This is a genomic window from Demequina sp., assembly GCF_016278775.1.
GTDB lineage: Bacteria > Actinomycetota > Actinomycetes > Actinomycetales > Demequinaceae > Demequina.
In genome coordinates this window covers 1-19,841 of sequence record NZ_JADQBF010000088.1, presented here as the reverse complement: position 1 = coordinate 19,841, position 19,841 = coordinate 1, and the positions used below count along the sequence as shown (strand labels likewise).

Sequence of the window (19,841 nt, the reverse complement as noted above, 5' to 3'; positions counted from 1 at the left end):
ATGACCACCCAGGCCACGCCGCTGTCTCGTGCCACGAGCGCTACTGCTCACGCTGTGACCGAGTCAGTGGCGCGCGTGCGCGCGGCGGCGCCTGGCTGGGTTGGCGGCGCCCTCGCGGGGGTGCAGGCAGCGCTGTTCTCTCTCGCGCTGGTGCTGATCCCCGTGTGGGTGGCGGCTGCGGCCGCAAGCGACGCGAACGTGTCGTGGAGTGAATCGAGCGGAGCGGCCACACGCATGTGGCTCGTGGGATTCGGGGTGCCGTGGGCTGTTGAGGGCGTTCCCATCACGTTGGTGCCGCTGGGGATTCCAGCGCTGGCGGCGATCATGCTCTCCCAATTGGCTCGGCGATTCGCTGCTGCCACGTGGGTCGCTGGCTTCGCAACGGTGGCCGCCTTCGCCGCCACGGTGGGCGTGACGACGACGCTCGCGTGGTCGGGCGCGGAGGACACGAGCGCCCGCATGCTGGGGGCCGTGGCGTGGGCCGCCCTGCTGGCCATCCCTGCTGTGGGGTGGGGACTCATGCGCCAACGCGGCGCGACGATGGCGTGGCTGCACCGCATTCCCGCATCGGTCCGCGGGGGAGTGCGGATGGGCGCAGCCATGACTTCAAGCGTGGTGGTGGCGGCGTCGCTCGTGCTCATCGTGTCGACCGTCTCCTCACGCCACCAGATCGCGGACGCAGCCACAGGGCTGGGCGTCGACACCGCTGGGGGAGTGGCGCTCGCGTTCCTCGAAACGGCCTACGCCCCCACGCTCGTCGTGTGGGTGGTGTCGTGGCTCAGCGGCGCGGGCTTTGCGCTCGGGGGTGTGCTGGTCTCTTCCGCGCAGCCTTTGCCAGACACGATGCCTGCCGTGCCGCTGATGTGGTCGCTTCCGTCTGCGTCTGGCGGTGGCGTCGCGTGGAGCCCTGTCGTGGTCGTGGTGCTCGGAGCCGCCGTCGTGATCGCCCTTCGTTCGAGGATCGGTTCTGGGTGGATGGCGCTCGGCGCGATCGGCATCGGCGTGGGGCTGGTCGCCGCGGCGATCGGCGCCGCATCGGCCCTTGCGCGGGGCGCCATGGGCCCCGACTCGTTGGCCGCTGTGGGGCCACAACCGGTAGTGGCCGCCGTGTTGATCGCCGCCGAACTGGCGCTAGGCGCGGTGGTGGCGTGGGTGTTCCTGCGCGTCGTCGCGCCGCGGGGGAAGGCCTCCGCTACGGCAACTTCACCCCGTAGTTCTCCTCCAGCGCGTCGCGATACTCCTGTTCGCACTGAATCTCGCCCTGATACGTGAGGGCCGAGCGCAGGCATCGGTCGAACTCGGCGGACTCTTGCGCAAACACGATCCATGCGACACCGGCGACGGACAGCATGATGGAGAAGACTCCACCCATCGACAGCAACACCCGCAACATGGCCACGCGTGGGACTCCCATGGTCGCCACGAGCGCGAGCGTCACGAGAATGCCGCACGCAACCCCTAGTGGCAACACGGCGAAGCGGTACGGGAACGGCATGGACGTCACGACCCACGACAACAGCAGGCACAGCACCAGCCACAGCGAGTAGCGCCGCAGGCTGGCAGGCAGCGGGGAGGCACCTTGCTTCTGTTCTGTCACGCGGGTGTCCGTTCCATCTCGTTCCCAGCATGCCGATAGGGTCTGTCTGTGACAAACCGGCCGGCGCGCCTTGTGGTGCTGATTTCGGGGGCGGGCTCCATTATGGCCGCCCTCGCGCAGGCCGCGCACGACGCCTCGTTCGGCGCCACCGTCGCCGCAGTGGTGTCTGACACGCCCGATGCTGGCGGGCTGAAAGTCGCGGCCGAGGCGGGCATCCCCACGGCTGTCGTGGCTTTGGCTGACTTTCCCGATCGCCTCACCTGGGATCGCGCGCTCGCACGCACCATCGGCGCGTTCGATCCCGACCTCGTGGTCTGTGCGGGCTTCATGAAGCTTCTCGGCGAGCCCATGCTGGCTGCGTATGCGGGCCGAATCGTCAACACGCACCCAGCACTCTTGCCAGCATTCCCTGGCGCAAGGGCGGTCGAGGACGCGCTCGCGGCGGGCGTGAAGGTCACAGGATGCACTGTCATGCTGGTGGATGAGGGTGTCGATACCGGGCCTATCCTGGCGCAGTCGGCTGTCGAGGTGCGGGACGATGACTCGTGCGAGAGTCTGCACGAGCGGATCAAGGACGTGGAGAGAGAACTCGTGGTGTCGACGGTCGGAACGATGATGCGCGCCGGCTGGAGCGTGAACGGTCGTGTCACCACGTTGGGGCAACGCGGGGAAAGGGACGAGAAATGAGTGAGCGGCAGCCGGTACGGCGCGCCTTGGTGTCCGTGTACGACAAGACCGGAATCGAGGAATTGGCGAAGGGCCTCGCGGCGGCGGGCGTGCAGATTGTGTCGACTGGGTCGACGGCGGCGCGCATCGCAGACGCTGGCGTTTCCGTCACCGCCGTCGAGGAGGTGACGCAGTTCCCCGAATGCCTCGACGGGCGTGTCAAGACGCTGCACCCACGCATTCACGCGGGCATTCTCGCGGACCGGCGCCTCGAGTCTCACCTCGCGCAACTTGCGGAGCTCGGTATCGAGCCCTTCGACCTCGTGATCGTCAACCTCTACCCCTTCGCCGCGACGGTCGCCTCAGGGGCGCCAGAGGGCGAGATCGTGGAACAGATTGACATTGGAGGCCCCTCGATGGTGAGGGCGGCCGCCAAGAACCACCCCTCGGTTGCCGTGGTAGTCGACCCTGCCGAGTATGACGCCGCTCTCGATGCGGTCCGCGAGGGTGGCTTCACCCTCGAACAGCGCCGAACGCTCGCGGCCAAGGCATTCAGGCACACGGCCGACTACGACATTCACGTCGCCTCGTGGATGAGCAATGTGGTGGCGCCTGACGGCGACGGCTCCGGCTTTCCCGCCTGGATGGCCGCCTCGTACGAGCGCGTTGGCACCTTGCGGTACGGGGAGAACCCGCACCAAGCGGCAGCCGTATACGGCGACCCCTTGTCCTCCGGTGGCCTGGCGCATGCCCGCCAGCTCCACGGCAAGGACATGAGCTACAACAACTACGTGGACGCCGACGCCGCGGTGCGTGCCGCGTATGACCACGCCAGCACCGCAGTGGCGGTCGTGAAGCATGCGAACCCGTGCGGAATTGCGGTCGCGGGCGACGTCGCGGAGGCTCACCGCAAGGCACACGCGACCGACCCGGTCTCGGCTTATGGAGGCGTCGTTGCGACCAACGCCACCCTCACGGCAGCGGCCGCGCGCCAGATCGCGGAGATCTTCACTGAGGTGGTGGTCGCTCCCGCCTTCGAGCCAGAAGCCGTCGAGATACTCAAGACCAAGAAGAACCTGCGCATCCTTGAGGTGGAGCGCGCGCGCCCCGGCATCGAGTCGCGGCGGATCTCTGGAGGGCTGCTCGTCCAGGCGTCAGATGCCCTCGATGCGCCCGGCGATAGCGCTGTCACGTGGGTGCAGGTCGCCGGGGCTCCCGTGTCGGCGGCCACGCTGGCCGACCTGGAGTTTGCGTGGCGCGCGTGCCGCGCCGTCAAGTCGAACGCGATTCTGCTGGCCAAGGACGGAGCGGCCGTAGGCATCGGCATGGGTCAGGTCAACCGCGTCGACTCCTGCCGCCTCGCGGTGGAGCGAGCGGGCGCCGACCGCGCCGCTGGGTCCGTGGGCGCGTCCGACGCCTACTTCCCTTTCGCTGACGGTTTGCAGGTGCTCATCGACGCAGGGGTGACCGCCGTGGTGTCGCCCGGCGGCTCCGTCCGCGACGGAGAGGTCATTGAGGCGGCGGATGCTGCTGGCATCGCTTTGTTCCACACTGGCACTCGACACTTCTTCCACTAGCACCCATGAGTGAACTCCACCTGACTCCGCGACGCGTGGCTGTTGCCGCGCTCGTCGCCGTGTGGGCAATCGTGATGCTCGCGTTTGCCCTCTCCCCTGCCGTGGCAGTTCTCTCCCTTTCAGCCTTTGCGTTCGCGGGGGCGGCCGCACGGATCGGAAGCCCGCTACGCCGAGCGTTTGTGGTGCGCAGGCGCGCGGTCGACGTCATCGTGCTGGCCGTGTTCGGGCTCGCTCTCGCGTACCTCGGCCTGGCGGCCGCCCTGGGTTAGCGGGCTCAGTTCTCGGCGCCCTCCGGCAACGCTTCGGCCTCCTCGATGGGGCCGTAGATCCTGTACAGCAGGCCCACGATGGCTGCGCCAAGAATGGGAGCAAGCCACCACACCCACAGTTGCTGCAGGGCCCACGTGTCGGAGAACAGCGCCGTGGCCGTCGCGCGGGCGGGGTTGAGCGCTCCGTTGGTGAACGGGATGGTCCACAGCATGAGCACCGCGAAGGTGAGGCCGGTGGCGAGAGGCGCGATCGCGAGAGTGGCCCTCCTGCTTGCGGCGGCGAGCACCACGAGAGTCAGCACGCCGGTGGCGATCACCTCGACGCCCAAAGCCACGCCCAATCCAAAGTTGAGCCCTGAGTCCGCGAGCGGAGCGTGGTCTCCGTAGCGGGCGGACACCGCGCCCATGAGCCGCATCGCCGCTTCACCGTTGACGGCCTCTAGCGATCCCATGCCCAGCCGCACCACGCCTGCCGCGACGATGCCGCCGACTACTTGAGCGAGGAAGTAGGGCACCACATCCATGCCGGGGAAGCGTCCTGACAGCCACGCGCCGACGGTGACGGCAGGGTTGAAGTGCGCCCCAGAGACACCGCCGAAGGCGACGATGCCGATCATCAGGGCGATGCCGTAAGCGAGGGCCACGTCGAGCGGCCCTCTGCCGACGACGGCCGTCCCCACACCGAGAAGGACGAGGATGAAGGTGCCAGCCGCTTCCGCGCCCAGCCGAGCAATGAGTCCCGGTCCCGCGAGTTCGTTGGACCATGTGTCGGCCGTGAGGTCGTCAGCGAACTCGTCGTGCTCTGTGTGCGTCGTCTGGTCTTCCATGTCTCTCCTCGTAGGTGCGCGTGCCGGTGCTTCTCAACGCATCCTTGCATGGAGGTCGCCGAACGGCCGAGCGGAACCTCCCGGTGCCTGCGTGGACTAGCCTGGTTTCAGCACCCACGCCGCGTTGTTGAGGAGAGCCGCCGCATGGCAAAGATCAAGGTTCAGGGCACAGTCGTCGAACTCGACGGTGACGAGATGACAAGGATTATTTGGCACTTCATCAAGGAGCGGCTGATACACCCCTATCTCGACATCGACCTCGAGTACTACGACCTCAGCATCGAGAATCGCGACGCCACTGACGACCAGGTGACGCACGATGCCGCGCACGCCATCAAGAAGCACGGGGTGGGCGTCAAGTGCGCCACCATCACCCCCGACGAGGCGCGCGTGGAGGAGTTCGGACTCAAGAGGATGTGGGTCAGCCCCAACGGCACCATCCGCAACATCTTGGGCGGCGTGGTGTTCCGCGAGCCCATCATCATCTCCAACATCCCGCGACTGGTGCCCGGCTGGACCAAGCCGATCGTCATCGGCCGTCACGCCCACGGAGACCAATACAAGGCGACCAACGTGAAGGTTCCTGGCGCGGGCACCGTCACGCTGTCCTTCGCTCCGTCTGACGGCTCTGATCCCGTGCAGTTCGAGGTCGTCAAGATGCCAGAGGGCGGCGGCGTCATCATGGGCATGTACAACTTCAACAAGTCCATCGAGGACTTCGCGCGGGCCTCTTTTGCGTACGGATTGCAGCGTGGGTACCCCGTCTACCTGTCCACCAAGAACACGATCCTCAAGCAGTACGACGGCGCGTTCAAGGACATCTTCCAAGACGTGTTCGACCGTGACTTCAAGGCTCAGTTCGACGCCGCTGGCCTCACCTACGAACACCGCCTCATCGACGACATGGTGGCCTCCGCCATGAAGTGGGAGGGAGGCTACGTCTGGGCATGCAAGAACTACGACGGCGACGTCCAGTCGGACACGGTGGCGCAAGGCTTCGGCTCGCTCGGGCTTATGACATCGGTGCTGATGACGCCCGACGGCCAGACGGTCGAGGCGGAGGCCGCCCACGGCACCGTCACGCGGCACTACCGCCAGCACCAAGACGGCAAGCCCACGTCGACCAACCCGATCGCGTCGATCTTCGCGTGGACTGGGGGACTCAAGCACCGTGGCAAGCTCGACGGCACTCCAGAGGTGACCGAGTTCGCCGAGGTGCTCGAGGACGTCGTCATCAAGACCGTCGAGTCGGGCAAGATGACCAAGGACCTCGCGCTGCTCGTCGGCCCAGACCAGGAGTGGCTCACTACAGAAGGATTCCTCGAGGCGCTCGACGTCAACCTCAGCGCGCGTCTCGGCTAGCACACCACCACCACCCCAGGGCATCGCCGCCCAAGGAAGGCCAAGACCATGACAGTCCCCGTCAATGTCACCGTCACAGGAGCCGCAGGTCAGATCGGCTATGCCCTGCTGTTCAGGGTGGCCTCCGGCCAATTGCTGGGTCCCGATGTGCCCGTGAGGCTGCGCCTGCTGGAGATCCCCCAGGCGGTCCGAGCGGCAGAGGGCACGGCCATGGAGTTGGAGGACTGCGCCTTCCCACTCCTCGCAGGAATCGACATCTTCGACGACGCGAAAGCGGCCTTCGACGGGGTCAATGTGGGGCTGCTGGTGGGCGCGCGCCCTCGCGGTGCTGGCATGGAGCGCGGCGACCTGCTTGCGGCAAACGGGGGCATCTTTGGTCCCCAGGGCGAAGCCATCAACACCGGAGCCGCCGACGACGTGCGCATCCTGGTGGTGGGAAACCCCGCGAACACCAACGCCCTCATCGCGTCCGCCCATGCGCCGGACGTGCCCGCCGATCGCTTCAACGCGATGACGCGCCTCGACCACAACCGCGCGCTCGCCCAGGTGGCGGCCAAGACGGGCGTGCCGGTGCGGGACATCGACAACGTCATCATCTGGGGCAACCACTCGGCCAAGCAGTTTCCCGACCTCGCGCACGCCGTGGTGGACGGCAAGCCAGCCACCCAGGTCATCAATGACGACGCGTGGGTGCGCGACACGTTTGTGCCCACCGTTGCGAAGCGGGGGGCGGCCATCATTGAGGCCCGCGGGGCGTCGTCCGCTGCCTCCGCGGCGAATGCCGCGATGGAGCACGTCAACGACTGGGTCAATGGGACCGCAGAGGGGGTGTGGACGTCGGTGGCCATGCCGTCGGATGGTTCTTACGGCGTGCCTGAGGGTCTCGTCTCGTCGTTCCCCGCTGTGTCGAAGGACGGCGCGTGGGAGATCGTTCAGGGCCTCGAGATCGATGCCTATGCCCGCCAGATGATCGATGTGTCCGTGGCCGAACTTGCGGAGGAGCGCGACGCCGTGAGGGAGTTGGGTTTGCTCTAGCGCCGCGCCTCACTCCGCCGGGGGCCGTCGCGTTCGCGATGACCCGTGTTGATCACGGAACGGTAACAATCAGCGGCTTTCTTGGTAACAGGCCTTGCCAAATAGTTTGTTCGTAACCTTTACTAACAAACATGACCTCAGTGCAGAGCACGCCCACCGAGCCCGAATCCCGAGTAGGCAATGCGCCCACTCGCCGCAGGGCACTTGCCGCGACTGTGAGGGCCGGGGCACGCCTGACGCCAGAGCACGCGCGCCACCACAACAGGGCGCTCGTGTTGCAGGCGCTGTATCGCGGTGAGGGCCTGAGCCGCGCAGACCTGGCCAGAGAGGTGGGACTCACGCGAGTCACCATCTCGGACTTGGTGGCGGGCCTCATCGCCGAAGGGATCGTCATCGAACTCGGCGTGCGCGCCGACTCCCGGCCAGGAAAGCCTGCGACCGTCCTCGACCTTGACCGCCGTGGCTTCAACGTCATCGCCATCGACTTGTCCAAGGACGCGATGTTCCGCGGCGCAGTCACCGATCTCGACGGCACGGTCCTGCACCGCCACGAGGTGGACGTCACGGGACTGACAGGCCAGGCGGCAGTCGACGCCGTCATCCAGGTGCTCGACGCGCTTGCCGCCGCGACCGCCGTACCCGTCCTGGGCGTCGGCGTCGGCTCGCCAGGCATCGTCGATGACGGGGGAGTGGTGCTTCACGCCCCCAACCTCGGGTGGACCGATGTGCCCCTTCAAGAACTGCTCGCGCAGCACACTGGCCTGGCCGTGTTGGTCGCCAATGACGCGAATGCGGCGGCGCTCGCGGAGCGTACCTTCGGCACTGGCGAAGACGACATGATCCTCCTGCGGATCGGGCGCGGTGTGGGTGCTGGCCTGGTGGTGGGGGGAGCGCTCGTGCAGGGCGCTAACTCGGCAGCAGGCGAGATCGGGCACGTGGTCGTTGGCACTGACGGTGGCGACAGGTGCGCGTGCGGCAAGGACGGCTGCCTCGAGACGTGGCTGGCGATTCCGCGAATTACCGAGCGTCTCGCCCATGCGGCGGACGACGACGAGCGCGACGCCATTCTGGCGGCAGCTGGCGAACGACTCGGCATCGCGATCGCGCCCGTTGTGGGCGCCCTCAACCTTCGCGAGGTGATCCTCTCGGGTCCCCTCGACATCCTCGACGGCGTGCTGCTCGACAGTGCCGTCGCCACGCTCCGCGGGCGCACCCTGCCCGAGATTCATGGTGGCTCCGAACTGCGCGTCACAGCGCTGGGCAGAGACATCGTCGTGCTGGGTGCGGCCGTGATGGTCCTCATGGGCCAACTAGGGGTCTCGTGACCCCGCTCCGGGTGCCGTTCGGGCCCGGAAACTACCCCGAGACAAGGAAAAGGCAATGAAGAAGAAGACACTCACGGCCGTTGCTATGGCAACTGCCGGAGTCCTCGCACTCGCAGCCTGCTCGTCCTCCAATGAGCCTGAGGCCACCACCTCGGGGACGAGCGAGCCGGAAGCGGTCGCAGAGGACATCACGCTATGGCTGATGGGGACTGACACTCCCGATGCGCTGATCGACTACCTCAAGACCACCTACGCCGACGTCAACGGCGGAGCGCTCACCGTCGAGCAGATTGGCTGGGGTGACGCGATCTCGAGTCTCACGACCGCGCTGCCAGACGCTTCGAACACGCCAGACGTCACGGAGGTGGGCAACACCCAGGCGGCGACCTTCACCACGGTCGGTGCCTTCATGGACATCTCCGACATGTATGACGAGCTTGGCGGCGACTCGCTGCTCCAGGGCTTTGTCGAGGCGGGCTCCGTGGGTGACGCCAAGTACGCGCTGCCGTACTACTTCGGCTCGCGCATGGTGTGGTACCGCGCGGACTTGTACGCCGAGGCTGGCGTGGACGTACCGACGACGCTTGCCGAGTACACCGAGGTCAACAAGACCATGAAGGATGCGGGCATCGCCGGCTCCTACACGGCCGGCCAGGACTGGCGTTCAGGCATCTCGTGGATCTTCGCCAACGGCGGCGACATCGCGTCATTCGACGGTTCCGAGTGGACGGCAACGCTTTCCTCGCCAGAGTCCATCGAGGGCATGCAGCAGTGGCAGGAGCTCTACCAGGACACTTCTGTCGCCCAGCCGACGGACAACGACACCACCACCTACCAGGCGATCAACGACGAGTTCCTGGCCGGCATCCCTGCGGCGTCGACCATGGCCCCGAACTGGGCCTACTGGTCGCTCGGCGACCTGTCGGAGAACGACGAGGGCGACACCGTCGCCACGTGGAACGAAGAGAAGTTCGGCGCGTACGCACTGCCGGGCGTTAACGGCGGCATTGCCCCCGTGTTCGCTGGCGGTTCCAACATCGCCGTCTCCGCCACGACGCAACACGAGGCGGGTGCGAAGGACCTGATGCGCATCATCTTCTCTGAGGAATACCAGACGATGCTGGCCGAGAACGGTCTTGGCCCGGCCAACCTTGACTACGCCGACGCGTACGTCGAGGTGGCAGCCATGGGCGAGATCGGCCTGGCGGCCGCGCAGGCCGCCAAGCTCACGCCAGCCGCACCGGGCTGGGCCGCCGTCGAAGAGGCTGCCCTCATGGAGCAGTACTTCCAGGCGGTAGCCGAGGGCGGCGACGTCCCGGCTCTTGCCGCAGAGTACGACGACAAGATCAACGCACTGATCAACGGCTAGTCGCCACCGCGACTACCTCTCAGAGCGGTTGCTTCCGCTCCCGGCCCGGGTGCCATAGGGTGCCCGGGCCGGACTCCGGGGGCGTATCCTCCTGCCCACGCTTCAACTCATCACCGAGAGGTCCACGACCATGACTGCCTCAGCGCCCGTGCGGGACACCGCCGTGACAACGGCGCCCCGCCAGCGGGCCCGCAAGCGTCGTTTCGCTTCGTTGCCCTACCTCCTGTCGATTCCCGCGATCCTCGCCTTGGCCGTGGGCATGGGCTACCCGCTGGTATGGCAGGTGTTCAACTCCTTCAGGGAGTACGGACTCGCTCAACAGTTTGGACAGGAGCCCACGTTTGTGGGCTTCGCGAACTACACCCAGTTGCTCACCGACGCCGAGTTCTGGGCGGTCCTGATCAAGTCGGTCGCGTTCATGGCCATCACCGCGAGTGCCACGATGATCGCTGGCATCGGACTGGCCGTGCTGATGAAGAGCATTCCCACGTGGCCCCGCGTTGCTCTCCAGATCTCCCTCCTGCTTGCGTGGGCCATGCCGATCGTCGCGCAGATGACGGTGTGGAACTGGCTGATCGACGATCGCAACGGCGTCGTCAACTACGTCCTCACGCTGTTGCCAGGCGTCGACATGACGGGCCACAACTGGCTGGTGAACCCGTGGAGCTTCTTCGGGGTCGCCTCCCTGATCATCACGTGGGCCTCCGTGCCCTTTGTCGCGCTCTCCGTCTACGCGGGCCTCACGCAGGTGTCCGACGAGGTGAGAGAGGCGGCCCAACTCGATGGCGCTGGCGGCTTCAGCATGCTGCGTCGCATCACGCTCCCGATCCTGAGGCCGATCCTCGTGATCCTGTTGCTGCTGCAGTTCATCTGGGATCTGCGGGTCTACGCGCAGATCGAGCTGTTGCAAGGCTTCGGCGCCCGCGGGGGCAAGTACGACCTGCTCGGCACGTACATCTACGGCCTTGGCGTGGGTCAGGGCCACTTTGGCGTGGCCGCCGCCGCCGCCATGCTCGTCATGCTCGTCACCGTCGCGCTCAGCTGGTTCTATGTGCGCGAGATGCTCAAGGAGGACTCACCATGACCCGCAAGCGCTCGCCGCTGCGATACATAGGAGCCGGGCTCGCCGTCGTCCTCGCCGCGGCGTGGGCCTTCCCCGTGTACTGGATGGTCAGCAGCTCGTTCCTTTCCGCGGCGACAATCTCGCGCCTCACGCCAACCTTTGTGCCCTTCGACGGCACGTTCACCAACTACAAGGAGGTGCTCACCGACTCGGGCTTTCTGGCCGCGCTCCAGATGTCGCTCGTGGTGACCGCCATCGCCTTGGCGGTGTGCATCACGTTCGCGTTCTTGGGCGCCCTCGCGATCTCGCGGTTCCGCTTCCGCGGCCGCAAGGCCCTGGTACTTGCCGTGATCCTGGTGCAGATGCTTCCTGCAGAGGCGATGTTCATCGCGCAATACAAGATGATCTCCGGCTTTGGCATGCTCAACTCGGTTGCTGGAGTGTCGATCATCTACATCGCCATGGTGGTGCCGTTCACGATGTGGATGCTGCGCGGATTCGTGGCTGGCGTCCCCGCAGACCTCGAAGAGGCGGCGATGATTGACGGGTGCACCAGGATGGGGGCGTTCATGCGCGTCACGTTCCCGCTGCTTGCCCCAGGCCTGGTCGCCTCCGGCGTCTTTGCCTTCTTGCAGGTGTGGAACGAGTTCGCCCTCGCCTCCATCCTGCTGACGTCCGACGCCAGCCAGACCCTTCCGCTGTGGTTGCGCGACTTCGCCCAGCCGTCCAGCCTGGCCATGATCGAGTGGGGACAGGTGATGGCGGCTTCCACGCTGGTGGCGGTCCCGGTCATCATCTTCTTCCTGGTGGTTCAGAACCGCATGACCGCTGGCCTTGTTGGTGGGGCGGTGAAGGGATGAACCCCCTCGCGGTGCTGATGCCAGGCTTTGAAGGCACGACGCTTCCCGGCTGGGTCGAGGAGCACTTGCGTGAGGGCATGGCAGGCGTCTGCCTCTTCGCCACCAACGTCGACTCGCCAGCGCAACTGCGAGAACTCACCGGAGCCATCTACGCCGCCAACCCGCACGCGATCGTCGCCATCGATGAGGAGGGCGGCGATGTCACCAGGCTCTATCAGGCCGTCGGTTCTCCCTTCCCTGGCAACGCCATCTTGGGTCGACTCGACGACGAGGCACTGACGGAGGCGGTTGGCGCGCACGTGGGGCAAGAACTCGCCGCTGTCGGTGTAGGGATGACCTTCGCACCCGATGCCGACGTCAACAGCACCGCACTCAACCCCGTCATCGGCGTCCGGAGCTTCAGCGCCGACCCCGACGTGGCGTCGCGCCATACGGCAGCCTGGGTGCGTGGGGTTGAGGCGACGGGAGTGGCATCGTGCGCCAAGCACTTCCCTGGGCACGGCAGCACCGTGCAGGACTCGCACCACTCGCTGCCGCGCATCGACGTCGACACCGCGACCCTTGATCGACGCGAACTGCCACCCTTCGCGGCGGCGATAGCGGCCGGAGGGCGGGCCATCATGAGCTCCCACATCATGGTCCCCGCGCTCGACGACAACATGCCTGCCACCTTCTCCCGTGCCATCCTGCGCGGCGTGCTGCGCGAGCGGATGGGATTCACCGGCGTGGTGGTGTCTGATGCACTGGACATGGCAGGCGCGAGCGCCGGGCGCGGAATCCCCGCGGCTGCAGCGGCTGCGCTCCACGGAGGCTGCGATCTGTTGTGCATCGGCACCGCCAATACGGAGGGCCAGATGCGCGACATCGCAGCGACCATCGCCGACGCCGTCGCGGCTGGCGGCCTCGACCACGAGGAGGTGTCCGCGACACAGCGGCGAGTCGCCGACCTTGGCCGTGAGCTCGCCGACGCGAGGGGCACTTCCCTGGATCGCGGAGGCTTCACGCCGGGGCAGGTGCCTGGCGTGACCCCTGAGGCGGTGGTGCGGGCCTTCGCCGTGTCCGAGCGGGCTCACGCCTTGTTGGCAGAGGCTCGGCCCCGCGCCCTGATCCGCATCGAGACCGAGGCCTCCATGGCCGTCGGCCCCTCCCCGTGGGGTCCGTTTGCGTCGTCGGGAGTGGACACGGCCCTGACCGTGACGCCTGAGTCGGACCTCTCTCGCGTGGCTGCAGCCGTCCCCGAGGGATCGCTCGCTGTTGTCATCGGGCGCGACAATCATCGGCATGGCCTTGCGCGCCCCGTCGTAAATGCCGTGTCCGTAGGCCACGATGTGGTGACGGTGGACATGGGGTGGCCAGACCCCGACGCCGGTTTGGCTGATATCGCGACGTTCGGAGCATCCCGCATCGCGGGCGAGGCGCTCCTTGATCTGCTGGGATGGTGACCGTGCGACTCGGAGTGGACATCGGCGGCACCAAGACGGATGTGGTGGTGGTCGACGACGCTGGCCACGTGTTGCATCGTCACGTGCGACCCACGGGGTCGGGCGTGGAGGAGGTGCTGGCGAACGTCACGAGCGCCGTCGATGAGGTGTGCGCCCTCGTGGGAATCCGGCCAGACGGCGCGGAGTCGATCGGCGTGGGCGCGCCAGGTTCTGTGGTCGAGGGAGTAGTGACGTACGCCCAGAACCTCGACATCGCGCGCCTCGACCTCGCCTACGAACTCGCGACGAGGTGGGGCGTGCGTCCCACCGTCGACAACGACGTCAACGCCGCCGCGGTAGGGGCGTGGGTCACGGCTGGCGCTGGCAAGGACTCGATCGCATTGCTCAACCTCGGCACCGGTCTCGCCGCTGGGGTCATCCTCGATGGGAGGCTCTGGCGCGGCGCGCGCGGCTCGGTAGGAGAGATCGGCATGATCTCCTTCGACCCGGCCGGGCCTGAAGGCCCCGACGGCCTGCGCGGAGGGCTCGAGACGTGTGCGTCCGGCAGCGGCATTTCGTGGCAGGCGGGCGGGGAGTCCGCGGAGTCGGTCCTTGCGAGGGCCGACGTGGATGCCGATGCCGCACTGATCCGCGACCGCCTCTTCGAAGCGGTTGCCACCGCAGTGCGCGTGCTCATCCTGACGGTGGACGTGGAAGAGGTACTCGTGGGCGGTGGACTCACACGCATGGGACCCGGACTCATCGAGGGAGCGCGTGACGTGATGCGTGACTGGGAGAGGCGCAGCGACTTCATGGCCTCCCTTGACTTGACCACGAGGACGCGCATGCTAGATCCCGACGTGCCACTTGCGGCCATTGGCGCCGCAATGAGAGGAGCAGGTCGTGGCTGAAGTCATCATTGTCGATAGTGCGGAGGCGGCGGGCCGGTTGGTCTCCGACCACATCGCCGAGCAAGTCCAGATCGCACCCGAGTTGGTCTTGGGCGTCGCGACCGGGTCGACTCCCGTGCCCGTGTATCGCGCCTTGGCTCAGCGTCAGGCGCGCGGCGTGGACTTCTCCAGGGCCTTCGCGTTCGCGCTCGACGAGTATGTCGGTTTGCCTGACGGGCATCCCGAGAGCTATCGGGCGGTGATCGACCGCGAGCTCACCCAGCCGCTCGGTTTCGACCCCACCCGCGTCAATGTGCCGGATGGCCGCGTCGAAGGCATCGAGACAACGGGTGAGCGCTACGAGGCGGCACTGCTCGCCAGTGGCGGGGTGGATCTGCAACTTCTCGGCATCGGCACCACCGGCCATATTGGCTTCAACGAGCCGGGATCTAGTTTCGGATCCTTCACGCGGGTCAAGACATTGACCGAACAGACGCGTGCCGACAACGCGCGATTCTTCGGCTCGCTCGACGAGGTGCCCATCCACTGTGTAACTCAAGGCCTCGGCACCATTCTGAGAGCCAGGCACCTGATGCTGCTCGCGTTTGGCGAGGGCAAGGCGAAGGCCATCGCGGCCGCCGTCGAGGGTCCCGTGACGGCGTCGCTGCCTGGCTCCGCGATCCAACTTCACGCACACGTCACGGTGGTCGTGGACGAGGCCGCGGCATCACGCCTCAAGCACTCCGACTACTACCGATGGGCTCAAGCGAACAAGCCCGCCTGGCAGGGCCTCTAACGTGTACACCGACATTCACTGCCACGGCGGCGGTGGCCACGCGTTCGGCGACACCGTCGACGGGACGCTCGCCGCTCTTGCCGCCCATCGTGCGCACGGCACCGACCGCATCGTCGCCTCGCTCGTATCCGAACCGTTCGAGCGCACTGCTGCGGCCATGGACATCATCCGTCAGGCGATGGAGCGCGATGCAGGCCTCTTGGGTGTCCACCTCGAGGGGCCCTTCCTGGCACCTGGCCGCAAGGGCGCGCACGAGCAGTCGGCGCTCGCCATTCCCACGCCCGACGTCGTAGCGGCGCTGCTCGAGGCCGCCGACGGCATCGTCCGCCAGATCACGATCGCCCCTGAGCTCCCGCATGCGCTCGACGCGATCGAGCGCTTTGTCGAGGCTGGGGTGGTGGTGGCGGTGGGGCACACCGAGGCCGACGCTGCGACCGCTCGTGCGGCCTTCGACCGCGGCGCCACACTGATCACGCACGCTTTCAACGCGATGCCTGGCATCACCGGTCGGTCGCCGGGACCGGTGGGTGCTGCCGTCGCAGACGAGCGGGTGACGCTCGAGGTGATCGCTGACGGCATCCACGTGGACCCGGCGCTCGTCGCCGCGCTCTTCAGGGCCGCGCCCGGCCGTGTGGTCTTGGTGACCGACGCGATGGCGGCCGCTGCAGCGGCGCCAGGGCGATATGTGCTCGGTGGCCTCGACGTGGACGTGACCGACGGCAGGGCGGTCATCGCCGGCACTGACACCCTTGCGGGCTCGACCCTGACGCTGGACAGGGCGGTGGAGGTGTGCGTGGCCGCTCGGGTCGCGCGCGCTGACGCGCTAGCCGCCGCCACTGACAGGCCCGCACGGTTGTTCGGGGGCTAACACGAGGTGGGACGCCCGAAGGACCACCCGATGACGTTCGCAGGCACCGACTCCAACACTCTCACCATCGGCGGTGACCCCGACTAAGCCCTCAACGCGCGACGGCCCGGTCCTTGGATTCGGAGCTTGGGTTCGGCGAGGGATCCCACCTGGTTACACGTGGAATACGTCACCTCGCCGTTCACCGTCGCCGCAATTCTCTTACACTTGGCGCATGTTGACCGTTGCGCGCCGCGCCGTTGCGTCCGCTCTCCTCGTCGCGCTCGCGTGCGTGGGAGTGGCCGCGACCGCTACAGCGGTCGAAGACGAGACCGACGTCGGCTTCGAGACTGTTCTACGGGGCACAAATGATTATCGCGATCTCTACGGTTCCGACCGCCTGATCCATCACAAGGACTTGAGCGCAGTGGCCCAGGGATGGGCGGAACAGATGTCGGCAGACTTCGCGAACTCGCAAGACATCAACACGGCTTTTCGCCACAACCCCGCGATGTCCTCGCAGGTCCCGTCGGGATGGGAGTCTGTCGGAGAGAACATCGCGGTCAATGGCGGGTACTCGAGCCCCTATCTGAAACTCATGGAACAGTGGCGAGAGAGCCCTGGACACAACGCCAACATGCTCAACGCACGGTGGACCCACGTCGGCATCGGTACCTACCAGGACGACTCGGGGCTGACGTGGGGAGTTCAAGTCTTCGCCGACTACGGAAACCCTGCGTCGATTCCGGATCCAGGCGATGCAGTGATCGATCTCGATGACCTCACCTACTCGGGTACCGCCGAATGCGTCGTACTCGTCAGTGAGCCTGCCGACACCGAGTACTTCCGACAGTGCGGCTCGAGGCCGGGCAGTGTCTACACCTTCTCCGACGTGCCTGCAGGCTCCTACAGCGCTCGGGTGCTCGCCTCCGGTGGAGCGGTTCTCTACAGCGGCTGGCCCGCTGGCGACGGCACCTTCATGGTGGTCGCTGGAGGCGGCACGTCGACCGTGAGTCTCGAGTTGTCGGGTGTTTCTGGTTATGTGCCGGGTTCGTCTCAGGAACTGTCTGTGTCGGTGTCGCCTGGGGTCAGTGGTGAGGCGGAGTTGTGGTTCCGTACTGATGGTGGTGGGTGGTTGAGGGCGTCTCCTGGCGTGGTGTTGTCGGATGGTGTGGGTTCGCGGGTGGTGCATTCGATTGGGGTGCGTGAGTATCGGGTGCGGGTGGGTGCGACGTACTCGAATGTGGTGACGATGTCGCCTGAGGTGCCGGTGGTGTCGATTGTTGGTCCGGCGGAGTTGACGCGGGTGGCTGGCACGATGACGTCGCTGGAGGTGTCGGTGGATCCGGCGTTGTCTGGCACTGCGTGGGTGGATTACCGGTTGCCTGGTGGGGTTTGGACTAGGTCGACGAACTCGTTTGTGGTGTCGGATGGTGTGGGGTCAACACAGGTGACGTCTCCGTCGAGGACGATTGAGTATCGGGTGGTGTTTGGTGGGGGTTACTCGTCAGGTGTGTCGATTTCGCCTCTGGTTCCCACGGTGACGGCGTCGGCTGCGTCGGTAGGTGTTCCGGGGGTCAAGACTGACCTGTCGGTGTCGGTGGATCCGGAGTTGTCGGGGTGGGCTTGGGTGTGGTTCAAGGCTCCTGGTGGTGAGTGGACGAAGTCGTCGAATACGTTCGCGGTTGCTGATGGTTCCGGTGTGACGCAGGTGACGGTGCAGTCGGCGGTGTTTGAGTATCGGGTGGACTTTGGTGGTGCCACGTCCAATGCGGTGACGATCACTCCGCAGTTGCCGGTGGTGTCGGTGACGGGTGCGTTGGCGCGTGATGTGGTGCCTGGCACGAGTGAGTTGTTGTCGGTGTCGGTGGATCCGGCGTCTTCTGGGCAGGCTCGGGTGTGGTTCAGGGTGCCAGCTGGTGTGTGGAGGGTGTCGTCGAACACGTTCGCGATTGTGGATGGTTCCGGTTCGACTCATGTGACCGGTCCGTCACGGCTGTTGGAGTATCGGGTGGAGTTTCGTGGGGGTGTGTCGCAGGGGGTGACGTTGTCGCCTGTGGCGCCCGCGGTCTCTGCGTCTGTCACGCAGTATCGGGTGGTGGGTGCGCAGACGGATGTTGCTGTGGTGGTGGATCCCGCTGCTGACGGGCTCGCGACCGTGTGGTATCAAGTTCCCGGTCAGCAGTGGCGGGCGTCGTCGAACACGTTCACCGTGACGGGGGGTGTTGGGGCCACGTCTGTGACGACTCAACCCCAACCGTTCAACTACAAAATCGTGTTCGCAGGCACCGACTCCAATACACTCACCATCGGCGGCGACCCCGACTAGCCCCTCGACGCGCTACTTGAAGACGATGGTGCGGTGACCGTCGAGTAGCACCCGGTGCTCCGCGTGCCAGCGCACGGCCCGCGCGAGGGCGCGCCGCTCGACGTCCGCACCGATTGCCGTGAGCGTGTCCGGCGTGTGGGTGTGATCGACACGCTCGACGTCTTGCTCGATGATGGGCCCTTCGTCGAGGTCGGCCGTCACGTAGTGAGCCGTCGCGCCAATCAACTTGACGCCGCGATCATGGGCCTGGAAGTACGGGCGGGCACCCTTGAAGCTCGGCAGGAACGAGTGGTGGATGTTGATGGCGCGGCCGTGCAGAGCCTGCGACAAGTCCGGCGACAGAATCTGCATATAGCGCGCCAGCACGACCAGTTCGGCAGCCAGCTCCTCCGTCAGCGCGAGCAGCGCGGCCTCGGCGTCGGCCTTGGTATCGGCGGTGACGGGGATGTGCACGAACCGTTTGCCGTAGAACTCGGCGAGGTCGCGGAGCGTCTCGTGATTGCCGACAACCGCGACGATGTCGATCGGAAGCGTTCCCGCGCGTTCGCGGAAGAGCAGGTCGTTCACACAGTGAGCGGCCTTGGACACCATGACGACGGTGCGCATCCGACGCCCCGCGACATCGAGGCTCCACGTCATATCAAAGCTGGACGCGAGCACGTCAATCGCGGTCTCGAGTTCGGCTCGCGGTGAAGGGACTGCCACCTCGACGCGCATGAAGAACAGGCCGGTGTCAGGGTCCCCAAACTGCTGTGACTCAGTGATGTTTCCACCGTGTTCGGCAAGCAGCCCTGAAACGGCGTGGACGATCCCCGGTCGGTCAGGGCATGACAACGACAACACCCAGGCGGTCGGTTCAGTGGACACGGCCTCAAGGCTAGTCGTGTTTGGCCCGAAATCCTGACACCATAGGCACATGAGCAACGACCTCGGCGTGCGGATCGACCCCATCGACCACGATGATGCGGGCGAGTTGCTCACGGTGCGCCGTGCAGCCTTTGTCGCCGAGGCGCAGTTGTATAACGACCCCCACATCCCAGCGCTCACCCAGACACTCGAGCAGCTTGAGGACGATCTGGCTCGCGACGATGTCGTGACGCTGGGCGCGTGGCTCGGGCCGCGTCTCGTCGGCTCGATTCGGGTGGGACTCGAAGGCGACAAGGCCACCATCGGCCGCCTCGCCGTGGTTCCCGACATGCAGGCGCAAGGCATCGGCACGCAACTGCTGTTTGCGGTGCTGGCCTACCTTCCAGACACCACCACCGAGGTGTGGGTCTTCACGGGCCAGAACTCGAAGCACAACATCGCGCTGTACAACAAGGCGGGATACGAGCACCAGTTCGACGAGGTCTCTGGCGACCTCACCTACGCGTACCTGCGCAAGATCATCGAAGCTGGCAACATCGTCGACGATGCCTGATTCGTGGCGTGTCTGGCCGTGCCAGAGCCCCGTGGTGCCAGGTGGTCGCATCCGATAGACTGGCGCGGTCGCGACTGGCGCACGCGGTTCACCGCGAGGAAGCGACATGGCGGGTCGATCATCACGTGATCGCCCCGCCGACCACGGTCGTTCCGCCTGGGCCACGGTCGCCGAACACTCACCTCGGC

Annotated in this window: 19 protein-coding genes; 16 read left to right on the top strand and 3 right to left on the bottom strand. The window is 66.3% G+C overall.

What is annotated here, in order from left to right:
- Window positions 1-1,272: a DUF6350 family protein gene (locus tag QZZ33_RS10005; protein ID WP_291379797.1), complete on the top strand. Its 1,272-nt coding sequence runs from the start codon at window positions 1-3 to the stop codon at window positions 1,270-1,272.
- Here the strand turns inward: QZZ33_RS10005 and QZZ33_RS10000 are convergent.
- Window positions 1,193-1,597, bottom strand: coding sequence for a hypothetical protein (locus QZZ33_RS10000; protein WP_291379796.1), 405 nt, complete (start codon window positions 1,595-1,597; stop codon window positions 1,193-1,195). The genes QZZ33_RS10005 and QZZ33_RS10000 overlap by 80 nt on opposite strands.
- 48 nt (window positions 1,598-1,645) lie before the next feature.
- Here QZZ33_RS10000 and purN point away from each other — a divergent pair, with 48 nt between their 5' ends.
- The 3 genes from purN to QZZ33_RS09985 are packed head-to-tail and all read left to right on the top strand — an operon-like array spanning window position 1,646 to window position 4,109.
- Window positions 1,646-2,284 carry a phosphoribosylglycinamide formyltransferase gene (gene purN / locus QZZ33_RS09995; RefSeq protein ID WP_291379795.1) on the top strand — a complete coding sequence of 213 codons (639 nt, stop codon included), beginning with the start codon at window positions 1,646-1,648 and terminating at the stop codon, window positions 2,282-2,284.
- Window positions 2,281-3,840 (top strand): bifunctional phosphoribosylaminoimidazolecarboxamide formyltransferase/IMP cyclohydrolase, encoded by a 1,560-nt coding sequence (purH, locus tag QZZ33_RS09990; protein ID WP_291379794.1) that lies wholly within the window; start codon window positions 2,281-2,283, stop codon window positions 3,838-3,840. Before purN ends, purH begins: the two co-directional genes overlap by 4 nt.
- A gap of 5 nt (window positions 3,841-3,845) precedes the next feature.
- Window positions 3,846-4,109 carry a hypothetical protein gene (locus QZZ33_RS09985; protein WP_291379793.1) on the top strand — a complete coding sequence of 88 codons (264 nt, stop codon included), beginning with the start codon at window positions 3,846-3,848 and terminating at the stop codon, window positions 4,107-4,109.
- Window positions 4,110-4,114: 5 nt separating this feature from the next.
- Here the strand turns inward: QZZ33_RS09985 and QZZ33_RS09980 are convergent, their stop codons facing one another.
- Window positions 4,115-4,936, bottom strand: a complete 822-nt coding sequence (locus QZZ33_RS09980; protein ID WP_291379792.1) for an aquaporin — start codon at window positions 4,934-4,936, stop codon at window positions 4,115-4,117.
- Window positions 4,937-5,080: 144 nt separating this feature from the next.
- On the opposite strand from QZZ33_RS09980, the gene QZZ33_RS09975 reads away from it, so the two are divergent.
- From QZZ33_RS09975 to QZZ33_RS09925, 11 genes are all read left to right on the top strand, one after another.
- Window positions 5,081-6,298, top strand: a complete 1,218-nt coding sequence (locus QZZ33_RS09975; protein ID WP_291379791.1) for an NADP-dependent isocitrate dehydrogenase — start codon at window positions 5,081-5,083, stop codon at window positions 6,296-6,298.
- A 48-nt stretch (window positions 6,299-6,346) separates the two neighbouring features.
- Window positions 6,347-7,333: a malate dehydrogenase gene (locus QZZ33_RS09970; protein ID WP_291379790.1), complete on the top strand. Its 987-nt coding sequence runs from the start codon at window positions 6,347-6,349 to the stop codon at window positions 7,331-7,333.
- Window positions 7,334-7,464: 131 nt separating this feature from the next.
- Window positions 7,465-8,658 (top strand): ROK family transcriptional regulator, encoded by a 1,194-nt coding sequence (locus QZZ33_RS09965; protein WP_291379789.1) that lies wholly within the window; start codon window positions 7,465-7,467, stop codon window positions 8,656-8,658.
- Between the two features lie 55 nt (window positions 8,659-8,713).
- Window positions 8,714-10,027: an extracellular solute-binding protein gene (locus tag QZZ33_RS09960; RefSeq protein WP_291379788.1), complete on the top strand. Its 1,314-nt coding sequence runs from the start codon at window positions 8,714-8,716 to the stop codon at window positions 10,025-10,027.
- Between the two features lie 130 nt (window positions 10,028-10,157).
- Complete coding sequence (locus QZZ33_RS09955; protein ID WP_291379787.1) at window positions 10,158-11,111, top strand: sugar ABC transporter permease; 954 nt, start codon at window positions 10,158-10,160, stop codon at window positions 11,109-11,111.
- Window positions 11,108-11,950, top strand: a complete 843-nt coding sequence (locus QZZ33_RS09950; RefSeq protein ID WP_291379786.1) for a carbohydrate ABC transporter permease — start codon at window positions 11,108-11,110, stop codon at window positions 11,948-11,950. The genes QZZ33_RS09955 and QZZ33_RS09950 overlap by 4 nt, the downstream gene beginning before the upstream one ends.
- Complete coding sequence (locus QZZ33_RS09945; RefSeq protein WP_291379785.1) at window positions 11,947-13,392, top strand: glycoside hydrolase family 3 N-terminal domain-containing protein; 1,446 nt, start codon at window positions 11,947-11,949, stop codon at window positions 13,390-13,392. Before QZZ33_RS09950 ends, QZZ33_RS09945 begins: the two co-directional genes overlap by 4 nt.
- Entirely contained in the window at window positions 13,386-14,282 is an 897-nt protein-coding gene (locus tag QZZ33_RS09940; RefSeq protein WP_291379784.1) for an ROK family protein, read from the top strand. The genes QZZ33_RS09945 and QZZ33_RS09940 overlap by 7 nt, the downstream gene beginning before the upstream one ends.
- Window positions 14,275-15,057, top strand: coding sequence for a glucosamine-6-phosphate deaminase (locus QZZ33_RS09935; protein WP_291379782.1), 783 nt, complete (start codon window positions 14,275-14,277; stop codon window positions 15,055-15,057). Before QZZ33_RS09940 ends, QZZ33_RS09935 begins: the two co-directional genes overlap by 8 nt.
- A 1-nt stretch (window position 15,058) precedes the next feature.
- Window positions 15,059-15,925, top strand: a complete 867-nt coding sequence (locus QZZ33_RS09930) for an N-acetylglucosamine-6-phosphate deacetylase (protein WP_291379780.1) — start codon at window positions 15,059-15,061, stop codon at window positions 15,923-15,925.
- Window positions 15,926-16,139: 214 nt separating this feature from the next.
- Entirely contained in the window at window positions 16,140-18,233 is a 2,094-nt protein-coding gene (locus tag QZZ33_RS09925) for a CAP domain-containing protein (protein WP_291379778.1), read from the top strand.
- A gap of 12 nt (window positions 18,234-18,245) precedes the next feature.
- Here the strand turns inward: QZZ33_RS09925 and purU are convergent, their stop codons facing one another.
- On the bottom strand, window positions 18,246-19,100 hold the full coding sequence (purU, locus tag QZZ33_RS09920; RefSeq protein WP_291379776.1) for a formyltetrahydrofolate deformylase: 855 nt from the start codon (window positions 19,098-19,100) through the stop codon (window positions 18,246-18,248).
- A gap of 49 nt (window positions 19,101-19,149) precedes the next feature.
- Between purU and QZZ33_RS09915 the strand changes: the two genes are divergently transcribed.
- Entirely contained in the window at window positions 19,150-19,653 is a 504-nt protein-coding gene (locus tag QZZ33_RS09915; RefSeq protein WP_291379774.1) for a GNAT family N-acetyltransferase, read from the top strand.
- Window positions 19,654-19,841: the final 188 nt, after the last annotated feature.

What these genes read in the sequence shown, in the direction of transcription:
- purH (WP_291379794.1), top strand. Translation starts at nt 2,281, where the DNA reads ATGAGTGAGCGGCAGCCGGTACGGCGCGCCTTGGTGTCCGTGTACGAC.
- QZZ33_RS09985 (WP_291379793.1), top strand. Translation starts at nt 3,846, where the DNA reads ATGAGTGAACTCCACCTGACTCCGCGACGCGTGGCTGTTGCCGCGCTC.
- QZZ33_RS09970 (WP_291379790.1), top strand. Translation starts at nt 6,347, where the DNA reads ATGACAGTCCCCGTCAATGTCACCGTCACAGGAGCCGCAGGTCAGATC.
- QZZ33_RS10005 (WP_291379797.1), top strand. Translation starts at nt 1, where the DNA reads ATGACCACCCAGGCCACGCCGCTGTCTCGTGCCACGAGCGCTACTGCT.
- QZZ33_RS09925 (WP_291379778.1), top strand. Translation starts at nt 16,140, where the DNA reads ATGTTGACCGTTGCGCGCCGCGCCGTTGCGTCCGCTCTCCTCGTCGCG.
- QZZ33_RS09975 (WP_291379791.1), top strand. Translation starts at nt 5,081, where the DNA reads ATGGCAAAGATCAAGGTTCAGGGCACAGTCGTCGAACTCGACGGTGAC.
- QZZ33_RS09980 (WP_291379792.1), bottom strand. Translation starts at nt 4,936, where the DNA reads ATGGAAGACCAGACGACGCACACAGAGCACGACGAGTTCGCTGACGAC.
- QZZ33_RS09950 (WP_291379786.1), top strand. Translation starts at nt 11,108, where the DNA reads ATGACCCGCAAGCGCTCGCCGCTGCGATACATAGGAGCCGGGCTCGCC.
- QZZ33_RS09965 (WP_291379789.1), top strand. Translation starts at nt 7,465, where the DNA reads ATGACCTCAGTGCAGAGCACGCCCACCGAGCCCGAATCCCGAGTAGGC.
- QZZ33_RS09940 (WP_291379784.1), top strand. Translation starts at nt 13,386, where the DNA reads ATGGTGACCGTGCGACTCGGAGTGGACATCGGCGGCACCAAGACGGAT.
- QZZ33_RS09945 (WP_291379785.1), top strand. Translation starts at nt 11,947, where the DNA reads ATGAACCCCCTCGCGGTGCTGATGCCAGGCTTTGAAGGCACGACGCTT.
- QZZ33_RS09955 (WP_291379787.1), top strand. Translation starts at nt 10,158, where the DNA reads ATGACTGCCTCAGCGCCCGTGCGGGACACCGCCGTGACAACGGCGCCC.
- QZZ33_RS09960 (WP_291379788.1), top strand. Translation starts at nt 8,714, where the DNA reads ATGAAGAAGAAGACACTCACGGCCGTTGCTATGGCAACTGCCGGAGTC.
- QZZ33_RS09915 (WP_291379774.1), top strand. Translation starts at nt 19,150, where the DNA reads ATGAGCAACGACCTCGGCGTGCGGATCGACCCCATCGACCACGATGAT.